The sequence below is a fragment of the Idiomarina seosinensis genome (genome assembly GCF_003987275.1).
Classification (GTDB): domain Bacteria; phylum Pseudomonadota; class Gammaproteobacteria; order Enterobacterales; family Alteromonadaceae; genus Idiomarina; species Idiomarina seosinensis.
The window spans coordinates 88,303-104,081 of sequence record NZ_PIQF01000001.1 but is presented as its reverse complement, the minus strand read 5'-3'; the positions used below and the strand labels follow the sequence as shown (position 1 = coordinate 104,081).

9 protein-coding genes are annotated in these 15,779 nt (G+C 46.6%); all 9 read right to left on the bottom strand.

All coding sequences use genetic code 11. The features are described from left to right. Positions 1-72: 72 nt before the first annotated feature. Complete coding sequence (locus CWI81_RS00385; RefSeq protein WP_126783271.1) at positions 73-960, bottom strand: class I SAM-dependent methyltransferase; 888 nt, start codon at positions 958-960, stop codon at positions 73-75. Between the two features lie 60 nt (positions 961-1,020). Next, positions 1,021-3,672, bottom strand: coding sequence for a TonB-dependent receptor plug domain-containing protein (locus tag CWI81_RS00380; protein ID WP_126783270.1), 2,652 nt, complete (start codon positions 3,670-3,672; stop codon positions 1,021-1,023). Positions 3,673-3,839: 167 nt separating this feature from the next. Continuing rightward, positions 3,840-4,754, bottom strand: a complete 915-nt coding sequence (locus CWI81_RS00375) for a class I SAM-dependent methyltransferase (protein ID WP_126783269.1) — start codon at positions 4,752-4,754, stop codon at positions 3,840-3,842. 76 nt (positions 4,755-4,830) lie between these two features. Continuing rightward, positions 4,831-5,475, bottom strand: a complete 645-nt coding sequence (locus CWI81_RS00370) for a 3'-5' exonuclease (protein WP_126783268.1) — start codon at positions 5,473-5,475, stop codon at positions 4,831-4,833. Position 5,476: 1 nt separating this feature from the next. Further along, positions 5,477-7,312 (bottom strand): DUF294 nucleotidyltransferase-like domain-containing protein, encoded by a 1,836-nt coding sequence (locus tag CWI81_RS00365; RefSeq protein WP_126783267.1) that lies wholly within the window; start codon positions 7,310-7,312, stop codon positions 5,477-5,479. A gap of 109 nt (positions 7,313-7,421) precedes the next feature. Continuing rightward, positions 7,422-10,157, bottom strand: coding sequence for a TonB-dependent receptor domain-containing protein (locus tag CWI81_RS00360; protein ID WP_126783266.1), 2,736 nt, complete (start codon positions 10,155-10,157; stop codon positions 7,422-7,424). A gap of 635 nt (positions 10,158-10,792) precedes the next feature. Continuing rightward, positions 10,793-13,531 (bottom strand): Ig-like domain-containing protein, encoded by a 2,739-nt coding sequence (locus CWI81_RS00355; RefSeq protein ID WP_126783265.1) that lies wholly within the window; start codon positions 13,529-13,531, stop codon positions 10,793-10,795. A 201-nt stretch (positions 13,532-13,732) separates the two neighbouring features. After that, positions 13,733-15,448, bottom strand: coding sequence for a sodium:solute symporter family protein (locus tag CWI81_RS00350; protein WP_126783264.1), 1,716 nt, complete (start codon positions 15,446-15,448; stop codon positions 13,733-13,735). Between the two features lie 6 nt (positions 15,449-15,454). After that, positions 15,455-15,721 (bottom strand): DUF4212 domain-containing protein, encoded by a 267-nt coding sequence (locus tag CWI81_RS00345; RefSeq protein ID WP_126783263.1) that lies wholly within the window; start codon positions 15,719-15,721, stop codon positions 15,455-15,457. Positions 15,722-15,779 lie beyond the last annotated feature (58 nt).

The window sequence follows — 15,779 nt, the reverse complement described above, 5'->3', positions numbered from 1 at the left end:
ATGAAAGTTAGCATAAAAAAACCAGGCTCTTACAGGTTTACGAAAGCCTCAGACCCTACTATAGTTAAAATTTTAGAGCATCCGAAATATAAAAAACTTGCTTACTATTTTATTTTGACTATCCCTCACTAATTCTTCTTTTAAGCACTCTTCCGAAACGCCTTGGAGTAGATTTAATATCTTTGGTGTTTTTAACGATGCGTTTATTTGAGAGTACAGCCTTGATTTATAATCTTCAAAAACTGAGTGAACCATATCTAATTCACAAGTTTTTTCACCTCTCTGCTGGCTTTTTGAAAGTTGTTGAATAACCCATTCAGTTACTCCTGCTCCTGCAAGCCTCCCTTCAGACTGATCGTTTAGCTGTTTTAATCTTAGCAAGTAATCCTTCGCTAAGGAAACGCTAAAGCCTTGACTTAGCGCAACCTCAAGTTTTTTTAATAAGCGGTCGTTTAAAAATGAATCGAGCGCTTTTATCTCTTCTTTACTGGTAAACGATACTAAAGAGTTATGATCATGACAGTTCGCTATAAATAAAGAACCAGGCCTTGTTTTCGTCTCCAGAATAGTACGTATTTCTTCTAATTCTAAATACTCTATGCCGAAATTTGAAATTATTGCGTCAAAAGATTCTGAGCGTTTAAAGAAAGCATTAAAATTTTCACCATTGTAGAATGAGACAGAATGAATTGGGTTTTCTAGAGAAAAGTCAACGTTCGCTCTATCTATCCCCGTAAATTTGATCTTAACTGACTCACATTCTTTGGATATTTTCGTCGATGCCGCCCCACTACCACATGCTACATCTAAAAATCGTTTCGGAGATGTTTGACCGTTGCCTTCCTTGGTTACTATTTTTGCGCTCTCGCGCCAACATTCTTCTAACCTTGGAGCAGCTCCCAAACCTTCCAGGCAACTTGATGCCGGCTTTGATTTCCAGTAACTATCCCAGTAGTTCATACATCCCCCTAAAAAAAAAGGGCCCGACGGGCCCTTTTAGTTGATTGGCTTATTATAAGCTTAAAAATCTATGCTGTATCCAGCATAAAACTCACGACCAATATGGCCAGCGTTATATAGAGTATCGTCTACCCAGAAACCAGCGTCATCTTTTATTACACCTTTATCGAACAGGTTACGAGCGCCGATATTAAAGCGACCAATATTACCTGCATCATAAACCAAGTTTAGGTTATGAGTGATGTAAGTTCCGTTATGGTTTGAGAACGCATAGCGGAAGTTTTCTGGGTTACCGTCAGCAATATCCAGCACGGAATCTTCAGCTGTTGAAGCAATTGCATCAGTGTTCCAGTTAATAGAGAAATCACCAACGAAGTAATTTAATGTCAACTGAGAACGCCATTCAGGAGTTCCTGGCCCGTTAGTAAAATCTTGAGTCGGACCACCGAAGTACACATCTTCGCCAGTTTCAGTTAAATAGGTTGTCACCAAACCTACTTCAAATAGACCATAGTCGCTTTCGATTCCGTATTCAACGTCAACGTCAAAACCTTTACGCGACAAGAATGATCCATTTTCAGAACGAGTGATAACATCACCTTCAACACTACCGTCAGGAGCACGATTCAACTGAACACCAGGGTAATTACTTTCAAGCTGATCTAAAACGCCACCATATTCCGCGTTTATCAGTGACTGAACGGTGATTTCAGAAATCACGTTGTCAACTTCTAGGTCAAAGTAATCAACTTTAATTGAAAGGTTATCTATGCCTGAGTAAACCGCACCGACGTTTATGTATGTTGACTCTTCTGGGCCTAAGTTCTTATTGCTCTCGATCAGATTATCAAACTGACGTTCAGGACAGTCTGCAGCAGCAATACCATTATCGCGGCACGCTACATAGTCAGTCGCGAATGTTGCACTGAAAGAAGTAGAAGCAAGCAATTCACTTAAAGATGGAGCACGGAAGCCTTCAGACCAAGACGCACGAATTAGCAAGTCTTCGTTCGGACGATATTCTGCCTTCACACTAGGGGTACCTTGGCTACCAAAGTCGCTATAATCATCCCAACGGTAAGCTGCGCTTACATTAATCTGATCAGTTACCGGCAACGAAGCTTCATAGAAGAACGCTGTAGTATCACGTTGGCCTACAGCCGAGTTACCTGCAGAACCGCCAATCAGACCCGCTTCGGACTGAGCGTCATACTTTGATGCAAATTCTTGGTCGTAGAATTCACCACCGAAGTAATGTTGAATAAGGCCGCCAGACAATTCACCAAATGACCAACCAATACCAGCACTGATATGTTCGAAGTCGTTTACGTTCTCTGTGTAAATGGTCGAACGCATGTTATCTACGCCTTCTTCAGAGCCTAATGGAATATCAAAATATTCATTAGTATAAAGACCTGCATAGCTTAAGTAGTAACGACCTACACTGCGATAATCAAGACGTGCTTTGTGGTAGGATACTTCCCACTCTGCGGTTTCACCGAAGTAACCTCGCAGACCCACCATATAATCTTGCTGATAGTCTGTTACTTCACCGTCTCGGTTACCAATTTCGTGCCAACGGAAATATCCATCAACCGGCTCACCGAAACTATTGTGCTCGCTATCAGCAGGAACGCCATCCCAAGGTGCTGCAGGCGGAGCATAGCGACCGAATGAATCGTTACGGCTAAACATACCGCGAGCAAACAACTCTAGATTTTCATTGATATCGTATTGAGCGCTTGTCATAACCGAGTCGCGATTGGTTGATGCTTGGTTAGCAGAAACCCCAGCATAAGCGAAGCCACAGACTTCACCACCACCAACACCACCTAGTGCCGAACCTTGGTCTAGTACACCGACGAATCCATCAACATTTGCGGTTAAGTCACCACAAATTGCCGACGCTGCCAGGCCACCATCAGGGTTTTCAAGTGTCGCACCGTAATAGCTGATACCAACTGTCTCGTCATAAATAGAGATCAAGCCGTCACCGTTGGTGTCTTCCATTGAAGGAGCGGTGTACTCGCGAGCTTTATCAAAGATAGCGCCCCGCTCTTGGTGGTCATAAACAAAAGTGATACTACCTTTATCAGACGTAATGCCGGTGCTAAATGAAAGTTGACGAGTGTCAGCTCCATCTGCTTCTGGACGTCCAACCTGAACACTAAAAGACGCGCCTTCATAATCTTTTTTCAAGATAATGTTAATTACGCCGGCAATTGCATCTGACCCGTAAACTGCAGAAGCGCCATCCTTAAGAATTTCGATACGTTCAATAGCAGCCATTGGAATAGAACTAAGGTTTACTGAAGCGCCTCCCAGAGAAGGTGAGCCAGCCATACGCTTGCCATCCAACAAAATTAGAGTGCGATCAGAACCGGCGCCCAACAAGCTAACTGTCGACTGAGACTGAGCAGAACTTCCTGAGCTTGGAATGAATGAACCAAAGCTGTTCGCAGTAACGTTGCGCAAAGCGTCAGCTACCGAAACACGTCCCTGTTCATTGAAATCTTCAGCAGTGATAACCTGAACCGGTGAAGCGCCTTCAAGATCGACTCGCTTAATGCGTGAGCCAGTAACCTGTATGCGTTCAACCTGCTCCGCACTTGAATCTTCTTGCGCATCTTGTGCAACAGCCAATGCTGGAAAACCTAAAGACGCAGCAACTGCTGCAGCCGTTAAGCTTTTACGAAATGTTATGTTTTTCATGAGTAAAAACTCCCTGGAATATTTTTTTGTTCCGCTTCTTTTTAACGAAGCTAAGTAGAATCTATCAGGAAGTTAAAAGCTTGTAAACTTTTAGAAGGTATTTTGTTGATATTGTTTACAGAGTGTAAAAAAGCCCCTGTTTCTCGGGGCTTTTGCAGGTGGTGTTATTATTTCTTTGCGGCTAAAAAGCGACCCACTATACCGGTTTCAGCAAATTCCGTGGTCGTGATAGCGATGTTTTTAAAGCCGGCGGTCACCAACTTTTCTGTTAACTGCTCAGTATCGCTGACATTTTGGGTGGCGCGCAGCACGCTATTAAGTTGGTGGCGGTGCAACTCAATGCTGTGCAAATAATCGTCAAACACTTTCTCGGATGCTTGCCGTTGTCCCTGGGCCGCTAACTTCAACAGGTGCTGGGTGGCCGGATAAAAGTTAGCCGCATGAAATGCACCGAAACGTTCATTTTTCCGTGCAAATCGATTTAACGCGTCTTGAGCTTGCAGCGAGCTGCGCGATAACTTACCCGGCCCCTCTTTCAACAAACCTTGCTGCAGCGGGTACACCGATTTTTTCAGCTGCTTTATTAATGAAGGAATTAAATCCAGCATGATTTTGCTGTTTTTAACAATGACCGAGTCATCTGAATGCAACATCGTCAACAACCTACCACCCCGCTTAAGTTGCTGGTGTAAATTGGGTAACCCGGCATCAAGATCGCCATACTCCAGGCCGTAGTTAGACACAAAGGTACCGACTTTACGATTGCCACCCAAGGTAAAGTCCTCGTAAGGGGTCTTACCCGATAACTTTAACGCTGGATTCGGTGAGTTAAGCTCGGCGGCATCAATGCCACGCACATCCAGCTTAACGTCATTGTCTTCAGCATACTTAGTCAGCCACTGCACCAACACGCCATTGCCACTACCGATATCCACAACCGGCTGTTTGATTTCATAGTCGCGCATGCACTGAGACCAAAACTTACGCATTTGATAGCTTTGTAACTTAGACTTCTCGTCTAAAAAGCTTGCAGCACTGCCTTTAAGCCAGAACGGACTCCAGGGATTTTTTGTTGTTTTCATTGGAACTCCACTACCTGTTCGCTACGGTTATTTTGAACTCAGCATACAAGCTCTAAATCAGCTTGTCAGCAAAACCTTAAGCTAACTTTGATAACTGCGCCAGGGTCAAGTCAGGCTCTTGCAAACTATAAGCCTGAGCCAGAAAAAGCTCGGCACACGACAAAGTATCAGTAAGCGCATGGTGCGCCTCATAATCCGGCAAGTTGTAGCGCTTACGACAAGCACTTAGGGTTAACTGACCTTTGTCCTTGAGTATCTGCTGCCGTCGATCAAAGCGTTTTTTTTCAAATGCCAGCGTATCGACAATTGCCAATGGCTTAAAAGGCACACCGTATTGTTTTTCAGCGTATTTTAAAAAGCGCCAGTCCATCCCCTGGTGGTGGCAAACCAAAACCGCGCCAGTTAACGCGCGACTTAACATGGCAAAGGTTTGCTTAGGCTCGGAGCTGTGCAGGAAATCCTGTTGGGTTAGCCCGTGAATGGTCGGACTTTGGCCAAGTTCTAATTGTTGCCCGTGCGAAAACACATGGTACTGGGCACTGCCGGTATGCATTACCGGCGGATTAATCGACAACCAGGCAATCGATAACATTTGATGGCGCGCTGGGTCGAGTCCCGCCGATTCGATATCTAATGCCACGTAGCGCTGTTTCAGCCACGACTGTTGCAGCTGCTGGCGACGCTGATACCAATTCGCTAAACGACCAAGCAGTTGTCCCACCTTAATACCCCTGGCGGCTAAACTTCAGGCCAACGCCCTGCTGCGCTTCTTTTATAATTTTAAACGCAGACTTTAACTGGCGTCGTGATAAGGTGCTGAGTTCATCGGGATCTAGTGCGTTTTTAGGCTTATCGGTCCCCCAAACGGTTAATTGATGATTTAACCGCAACTGTGTCAGGAATTGCCACGCCTCCAACAGCGACTGATTATCACGACGATTTAACAGCTTGCTCGACTCTAACGCCTTTAACCGGGCTGGGGTGTTAGGAGTGGTTAGGCCCGCCTGCAGCGAGTAAATACGCGCTATGTCATTAATTAAAGCAATACCGTAGCGTTTAATATCAATGGTATCACCATCATCGGTGTCCTCTGTTCGAAACCGGTTAAACAACCCCAGCGGCACCGAAATACGGTTAACCAGAATGGCCAGGTTACCCAAAAACATATCGTTTTGCGCCAGCTTGGCAACCTGATCCCGGTATTGTTGGTAAAACTTACCGTTCCCGACCACCGCACGACTGTCAAAAAAGATCTGGCAATACATTAGCGCTTTGGGGGTGGGACTCTGTGTCCAACCTTTAAAGCGTTCCAGCCACTGGTCGGTGGTTCCCCGGCAATCCGGGTTAGAAGCCATAATATTGCCCGGACATAACGGGATACCGCATTCATGCAAGCCTTCGCAAACGTATTCACCAAGACCTTTAAACCAAGCTTGTTGCTTATCGGTTAAACCGTTGGCTAACAACAGACCGTTATCCTGATCCGAGCTGAGCGTCTGATCTTCGCGCCCTTGCGAGCCAAACGCCAGCCAACTATATTGCGCCGGCGCTACACCATAGTCTTTTTCGTATAACTGGATCAGCTGTCGGGTCATACCATCGGTCAGCGAGGCCATTAACCGCCCGACCACCGTCGTTCGCTTAACCCGGTTAGCAAAGGTTTGCAAATAGTCGGGAATTTTTTCCGCCTCTTCCACCAGCTTAGCGCGACTGTCCGCCTTGCGGATAGCACTGATCAAATAAACCGGTTCACTGCGCTGCTGTCGAATCAAGTCGGTCGCAGTGAGCATGCCGACCGGCTCATTATTACTGTTAACCACCGGTAAATGGTGCACGTTATTAGCGGTCATCAAGGTAAGCGCATCTAATAATGGGCGAGTTTCTTCCACCGACTCGGGCAACTGTGTCATGACCGCAGCCACGTTAACGTCATAGGATAAACCGGCCGCTATTACCCGATTGCGTAAGTCACGGTCGGTTAAAATACCGACCAACTGACCGTCGTCAACAATCAACACCGATGAAATGCTGTGCTCAGACATCAGCTTTGCTGCGGCGCCAATATTGGTATCACTGGTTAGACTTACGGGAGCTTTACTGATGACTTCAGAAACGGCTTGCTCGGTCCAGTCATCGCTGCCACCGTCATGCTCTGAACGCCGCTCGGTTAACAAGCGCTGCCCGTGTGCGCGAATAAAATATTGTTCAAAAGTTTTTGAAGCATTTCGCAACCGATCAAATGCCGATTGCGGGAGCACATAGACGATACCGTCTTCGATGGTTTTTAATTTGTTGACGATCTCCCGACCGGTCAATAAGGAGGGGTAGCCAAATAAATCACCACTTTCCAGCCGTTCGATCAGACGTCCGTCGCTACCGCGCAAATCGAATGCTCCGGAGCGCACGATAAACAACGCAGGACGCATTTCTTTCAAGATATCGTTGCAGTTTTGTTCGTTCATATAAACCGACTGCAACTGCGACACAGCCCATTGACGCTGCTCAGCCTGCAATTCATCAAACGGTGGACAGTCCTGTAAAAAATTCTGCGGTTCCATAGGTACTCCTCCTTGTACCTTAATACCGTAGCTTGCCCCGTTTAGGCAAGAAAAAACCCGGTTACTTGCAAAAGTAACCGGGTTTTTATGATCGTCATCAAGTGACGTTTTAGAAGCTCAAGCCAACTCGAGCATACCAGTACTGACCGGCAGTATCGTACGACGTGTTCAGCGTGTTCATGTCATTGTTGTTTGACACGTACGGAGGCTGTTTATCGAATACATTACGAATACCCAGAGTCAATGTTGTATTCTGGTTGTAGTAGTACGATGCCTGCATGTCATGATAGACATAGCTACCGACTGAGTTGCTCAGATTACTCTCATCCCAGTTCAGGTCATCAACGCCTGACTGGAAACGTGTGATCCAGCTTAAATCATAGTCGTCGATTTTGTAGCCAGCGGTTAGGTTAGCACGAACCTCAGAGAACGCCGCAATACGACCCGCGAAGTTAGTGTCAGCACCGAACTTACCGGCGAGTTCAAGAGCTTCCACTCCTTCCTGGACTTGGTATTTATACTCATCCAGGTAGCTACCGTCTAAACGCAGAGTCAGCATGCCGCCGGCAACTTCGTCATTCCAATTCACGTCAAAATCGATACCTGAAGTCTGGAACGTTGAAATGTTTTGCGTTCTTGCATCAACACCTGAGATGTAGCCCTGTGCGTCACGATAGTCCGAGCCTGACCAGCTTGATGTTCCAATTGCCTCTGGACCTAAAATATCACCGCAAACTGACGCTGAAAAATCCTCACTGTTATAGCATTGATTTGCTATAAAGCTGGTGCTTGGCGCGCCAATACCGTTTTCGATTTCAATGTCATAGTAATCCAGTGCAACGTTTACGTTGTCCAGGAACTCTGGCTGATAAACAAACCCAAGAGTAAAGCTGTCAGAGGTTTCCGGTTGCAGATTTTCATTGCCTGACAATAATGTCGCTGCCTGGTTATTATCCAGATTGAAGTCCGCTGGCAAGCCTTCTGACTGACAGTTAGCAACTAGGTCTGGATTGTCGCTAGAGCCATACTCGATGCAAGGATCCGCATAACTAGAGAACGAAGTCACTTGAGGCCCATACAAGTCGGTAATAGTTGGCGCGCGGAAACCTTCAGCAAAAGTTGCACGAACTAACATGCCGTCTTTTGGCACGTACTCAAGACCAAATTTAGTGGTTGTCTGAGCATCGGTAAAGTCGTAGTCCGAGTAACGCACGGCTGCCGAGAAGTCCAGTGACTGAACACCTGGCATATCACGCAGCACAGGGATATCAGTTTCTATGTAAGCTTCTTCAACTTCATAAGAACCATCGGTTGGAGTCGCACCTACGTTGTAGATTTGACCCAACAGTGCCGCACCGTCTGGCTGGTTTTCATATTCCTGCCAACGTTTTTCAACACCAACAGCCCAGGCTACGTTACCGGCTGGCAACATGAATTCACCGGTATCACCCGTCAAGTTAGCCATTAGCTGCTTAGTCGTACCGCGAGTAACCGGCGAGTTAGGTACTAATGCATAGTCCATCATTTCCTGAGACAAAGTGCCGGCTTCAAACGGGTTCCACAAGCCAGGGCAGGCTTCGGCCGCCTCACACAGTGCTGGATCCAGCAAGGTTTCAAAGCGCTCAGGGTTAGCGCGACCGTAGTCAATGCTGGAATCGACATAACGTGCGTAGTTATAAGACGCATCCCAGCTCCAGCCGTTATCCAGGTAACCTTCAAAGCCGAACACCATACGGTAATCAGAGAAATCCTGAGTAAACTGACGACCACCGGTTTCCGCCAGACGACGGTACAAGTAGACGTCTTCGCCAACTGGGTTGGCAGGATGATCACCTGCTACTGTAGGTCCCCAGAACGTACCTTCTGCGGCCATTTTTTGGTCTGACTGACGATTTGCGTAACCACCTTCTAAGAATACGGTAAGGTCACGAGTTAAGTCGTAATTGGCGACAGCATTAATGGTGAACAAATCCTGTGGCGTTGACAGATAACTTGCCGGCGCAAAGTTATAGGCATCGCGAGTACCTTGATACTGACGTACTTCACCCGTTTCCGGGTCGACTACGAATGAACCGTTAGCATTAGCCGAATTATAGGGTGAATCCGGGTCAACTGCCGACCAGTTGCCATAAGGAATGGTAGAGGAGCCGCCGGTCACTAACTGACCGTCACGTTCATTCAGCGGGTAACGTGAAAAAGCGCGGTCGCCCTGGCTGATGTCGTTACGGTTTTGATATTCCAACGCCAGAACAACACTGCCGTTATCGCTGGTAGTGCCTACAACACCAGAAAGCTTAGTGGTTTCACCATCGCCTTCACTGGTTTCGTCGTATTGTGCAGTGAACTCAGCACCTTCGAAATCTGTCTTGGTGATAAAGTTAATAACACCGGCAATCGCATCAGAACCATAGATGGTTGATGCACCATCGCGCAGAACTTCAACACGCTCAATCATTGCCATAGGGATTGCGTTCAAATCACCGGATGCGTAACGGCGGCCGTTGATCAAAATCAGAGTACGGTCGCTGCCCAGACCACGCAGGTTTGCACTGGCAAAGCCTCCAGAACCGTTATTGGTGTTAGAGCCGTTAAAACCACCGTTCATCGCAGGCATGTTGTGGATGAACTTCTCCATGGTAGTAAAGCCAGACGCCTCAATGGCCTCTGCGTCAAAAATCGAGATTGGGCTAGCAGTCTCGGTGTCGGTACGCTTAATGCGTGAACCGGTAATCTGAATACGCTCTACGTTATCAGCACCTTCTTGAGCAACCGCCAGGCTGGGAAAACTAAAAGTGGAAGCAATCGCAATTGCTGCTGCACTTTTACGGAATGTACTACCTTTCATAAGAGTTTACTCCCTGAAACATTTCGTGTTTGGCATCACTGAATCGTGCTTGGCCTTTGTTATTAACACAGTCTCTGCAGCTGTGGTGACGGTTTTCTAGCCCTATTGGTTAATTTGTGCAAGAAGCTGAAAGGCTTTTTTTAAGCCCCCCTAAACTGACTGCTGAGAAATTCAGCAAAGCGTCGAAAAAGACATCGGAAAAGTTAAAAATAATCACAGCTGTTGCTGCAATTTTCACATAAGTTTCAACATGTTAATCATTAACAACTATGGTGAAAAATTAGCCTAGGGCCTTGCGTCGTACCTTGCGTCTTCGACGCAAGGCCCTAGGAATGAGGTCGCTTCTGTTGTGCTTCGCTGTCTGCCGTCCGGGAACCGCTACAAGCACGTCCGTGTGCGCTTGACTCAGGCCATCCATGGCCTTCGACATTCCCGGACGGCAGACAGCAAATCCCAACGCGCGAACTCATTCCTCACGCCACAACCTACAGAGAGGGAAGTTGACGGGTGTTTGAAGTACGACCTCCGCCCATGAGGGGGTGTCGGAGGCCATACTTCGATAAGCCCGTCAGCTTACCTTTCCCCATAAAAAAACCCGGCGGCTGCCGGGTTTTAAATTAGGGTAAGTTCCGTGTCTAATTACGACTCTGTCCACCGACGCGAAGGCCTTGTGGATTAACTACCTTGTAACCTGACAGTGAATTAACATTAAGCAACGGCTGATTACTACTCCCATAATTTTGCTTTAGTTCAGTAGGTTCCATGGGAGTTCCAACCTCAGGTTTTTCTTGTATAAACAGTCTTTGCATTCGAGGCGGCATCAGTAATCCGGGCTGATCATAACCGACATCATAATAGTTCCATTCAATTACCGATAAAATGCTCTGCTCACTAACAGCAACAGGTAGCCAGTAACGTTGATTAACACCTGGCCCATAAGGCTCACGATCGATGCCCAACACTTGCTCAAAGTCATTTGTTGACGTTAACTCCCACGTAATCGGCATTTGTTGATCTTGGTTTAACTGGTACTGTCCGCGACAGACATCTTGATAATCCATCGGGGAACCGTCGCATAGCGCACCTCCGAATATTGACCCTTCACCATCAGAGTCAAAATCAAAGCTCCACACATCAATCGGTAACAAGCTATCACCATCCCAGTAACGGGGCGCTTTAAAATTCAACACGCTAGTTAATAGCAAGTCACCTGATATGGCTGATTCAAGTGCAGCAAACGGTAAGCTATTCATCTCAACCTTTCCGCCATCACGAATTTGAGCATATCCCGAGCGCTCGCCGGCAACAATGTACTCCATAATGACGCCTTGTTTGCCAGTGTCATTACCATAGCGTGTAAAATGAGCCCCAAACTGACCAGTAGCGGTTATTACTGACAATGTTTTCGCATCTTCACTTAACGACCAGGTCCCGGAAAAATACTCGGCGCGATAACCTTGGGCAGGCTCACTTTCTGAGTACGTCTTTACATTAAAAGTGCCGTCACCCGAAAACTCATAAACACCGCCAAAAACACCAAGTCGAGCATCCAAAGTATCAGCTAAAGGAAGAAACCAAGTGTCCCCATTTTTAATATCAAAAGATAAGTCGGTTTGCATGGCAGCCTCTACTTCCAGCAGTTGACGTGCGTACTCTGACATTTGCGTTTCACCGGCCTTAGCCGTATAGGTTTTTCCCCCATACTCGAATTCAACGTCACTTGTGACCGTTGTTGTGTTTACTTTTACCGTCAAAGCGGCCTCTGCAACGCTGATTACATCAATATGGTCAAGTGTAGTGCGAGTGGTAATTTCCTCTTGAGAAACTCTAAAAGTCTCCCAACCTTTAAATGCTAGCCAAGCGTCAAATGCTTCTTCGGTCGGAAAATCATCCTCAGTTAAATAAACGTAGCTGGTAGATTCCTCTAATACCGAACTATCGGAATCAGGCACAACACGGTTACCATTTATACTGACGTGTAATGGAGCACTCTCGTTACGATACGGGTAATATTCAATGCCACTCTCATCAATATCCCACAGCACACCGCTGTTTGACAAAATAAAAGGCGTAGAGCTAAACATTTCTGCATAACGACCATAAAGATCATCCATACTTAGTTCTGGCATTACTTCCGGGTCTTCAAGTGTTTCATTTATTGCTTGTTGCAATGGGCTATCGCCACCACCACTAGGAGCCTGACTGACCTCTTCCACGAAGCTATTGTATTGCTCTTCGTCAGCCAAAAAGTCTTCAACACTCTCATACCCTTCTGGCAAGCTGTAGGTTTCCGGATTATCCACAAGTAACTTAACCACAGCAGCCATTTGCACCAGTAACTGTGGATCAATCGCATTACCAAAAGTACTTATGTTGTCTTTAGTGAGCTCTTTGTCTTGCGCCAGCTTCCTAATAAGAGCGTCACGAGCTGTAGTTACATGGGTAACATTAACGTCATTAAATTCATCACGAGTTAGTTCGCCATCTCCTCCAGCTGTTTCAATCAAGTCAGCACTAGACATAAGTAGTGAATTAAGAACAACATGCCCTTGATTTTCGCCTTCACTGCCACGAGCTGTTACCCGAATAATTTCATCACTATCAATCGAGGTAAGCTTTACCGGTAGCTCATATCTTCCTTGCACATCGGCCTGTACTTCGAAAGTTTCACCATCAACGTTTATAACCACTGTTGCATTAGGAATTGGCTCATCGGTCACCAGTCCCACGACGGTTACGGTATCTACAACAGAGAGAGTTACTTCCGCTTGCGCGGTCAATTCGCCATCAGAAACCGTATAGCTGAAGCTATCACTTCCGATATAACTATCGTTTGGTGTATAAGTTATCTGGTTATCGGTAACCTCTGCCGTACCATTAGAAGGAGATGATACTTCTGTAATGGTCAACTCATCACCCGGGTCTGTATCATTTGCAAGTACATCAATGGCTATTGACTCACCAGATTCCGCTTCTGACGAGTCTGGGTTAGCTGTTGGCGGTGCATTAACAGCTACTGTTACCGTGCCCTGCGCGGTCAACTCACCATCAGACACAGTATAGCCAAAGGTATCTTCCCCCTGAAAGCCATCATTCGCGGTATAAGAAACCATCCCATCCGCTAGCGCGGTGGTGCCGTTTTCCGGTGTGCCAACCTCAGACAAGGTCAGTTCATCGCCATCGGGATCCGTGTCATTACCTAATACATCAATCGAGTGGGTTTCTCCAGCAACTACCGAAGCATTATCGGCAGAGGTTTCAGGAGCGTTGTTAACCGGCTCTTCGGGTTGATTATTATTGCCATCGTTGTCACTACCACATGCAGTTACTCCTAGCGCTGTGATAATGGCTAGAGCGAGAGTTTGTTTTTTCATTCTGTTCTCCGTAACAAATAATTTTTAAAGCAATAGTACTAAACGCAGAGTTAATTTCAATGATCTGACACAATTAAATAACATCTTTATATGGTATAAATTTTTCTTTTTGCTAATAAAAAACCCGGCGGGAGCCGGGTTTTTGTTTCTTGGTCTCTTAGTTTCTTGCGTCAAGGACGCAAGGTACGACGCAAGCTACCTTTAGTGGTCAGTAGCTTCACCGGAACCTTTGGGGTAACGGATAGACTCGACCAAATCCTGAATGTCCTGTGGCGCGTCACCTGTCGCCTTATGGACAATTGTTGCTACAACAAAGTTTAGAATCATACCCAGTGTACCGATACCTTCTGGAGAGATACCGAATAACCAGTTATCCGGAGTATTCAACTCTGGCGCTACGAACTTAAAGTAAACGATGTAGCAGAAGGTGAATAGAATACCCACAACCATGCCAGCAACGGCACCTTGACGGTTCATGCGTTTATGGAAGATACCCAGAATGATCGCAGGGAAGAAGCTTGCTGCGGCTAAGCCGAAGGCAAACGCCACCACCTGCGCCACGAAGCCGGGCGGGTAAATACCAAAGTAAACCGAGATTATGATAGCTGTCGCGGCCGCAACCCGGGCGTAGAGCAACTCCTTCTTATCGGTTATATCCGGCATCAGGTTTCGTTTTAACAAGTCGTGCGAAACCGATGTCGAAATAACCAATAGCAGACCCGCTGAGGTCGACAACGCCGCTGCAACACCACCAGCAGCAACCAATGCCACAACCCAGGCTGGTAAGTCCGCAATTTCCGGATTCGCCAATACCATAATGTCTCGGTCAATGGTCATTTCATTACGCTCATCACCTGAATAGAACATACGACCATCGTCGTTCTTATCTTCCCAAGTGATTAGTCCGGTTTTCTCCCAGTTCTTAACCCAGCTCGGTGCATTTTCATACTGAACGCCCTGTAAGTCAGGACCATTAATGGTATTGAAAATGTTCACTTTTGCGAACGATGCGATAGCCGGAGCCGTTAAGTAAACTACTGAGATAAAAGTCAGTGCCCAGAAAGCTGAACGACGTGCATCACGAACCTTAGGTACCGTAAAGAAACGCACGATTACGTGTGGCAGACCGGCAGTACCTACCATCAGCGCAGCGGTAATAAAGAACACGTCGACTTTACTGCGCACACCTTCGGTATAGGCTGCAAATCCGAGCTCCTGCGAGAGGCCGTCCAGTCTATCAAGCAGATAACTGCCACCGCCTGGAACATCCTGCGCTATGGTCGCACCAAAGCCTGTCTGCGGTAAAAAGTGGTCGGTCATTAACAGCGAAATAAACACCGCCGGCACCACGTAAGCGAACATCAATACAACGTACTGAGCCACCTGCGTGTAGGTAATGCCTTTCATGCCACCCAGCACCGTATAGAAGAATACGATAACGGCACCAATAATAACGCCGGTCGCAATGTCGACTTCTAAGAAGCGCGAGAACACCACACCTACGCCGCGCATCTGGCCGGCAATATAAGTGAAGCAGATCAAGATGGCGCACAATACCGCAATGGTACGTGCCGTTTGTGAGTAATAGCGGTCGCCGATAAAGTCCGGCACCGTAAACTTGCCAAACTTACGGAGGTAAGGCGCAAGACACATTGCCAGCAGTACATAACCACCGGTCCAACCCATTAGGTAAACCGAGCCATCATAGCCAGCAAAAGCAACGATACCCGCCATTGAAATGAAAGATGCCGCCGACATCCAGTCTGCTGCGGTTGCCATACCATTGGCAATTGGGTTTACCCCACCACTTGCAACGTAGAAGTCATTGGTTGATCCGGCACGAGACCAAATTGCGATACCGATATATAACGCGAAGGTCAGGCCGACAATAATAAATGTGAGCGTTTGAATATCCATAGCGCACTAGTCCTCGTGAACTTCGTATTTGTTATCGAGTTTGGCCATGCTCCGTACATAAATAAATATGAGCACGATGAAGGTAATAATGGAGCCTTGCTGCGCGAACCAGAATCCTAGCTTAAAGCCAAAGAAACGGATTTCGTTCAACACGTCCACTAACAGAATTCCAAAGCCGTAGGAAACGACAAACCAGACAACCAGCAACTTGAGCATCAAGGCGAGGTTCTCTTTCCAATACGCTTTGGCATCACTTTCGTTTTTAAATGCCATAAACGTCTCCTTCTTGTTGTAACTGTTGTTGTTTGAACTTTTGTTTTTGTTCGCTAAC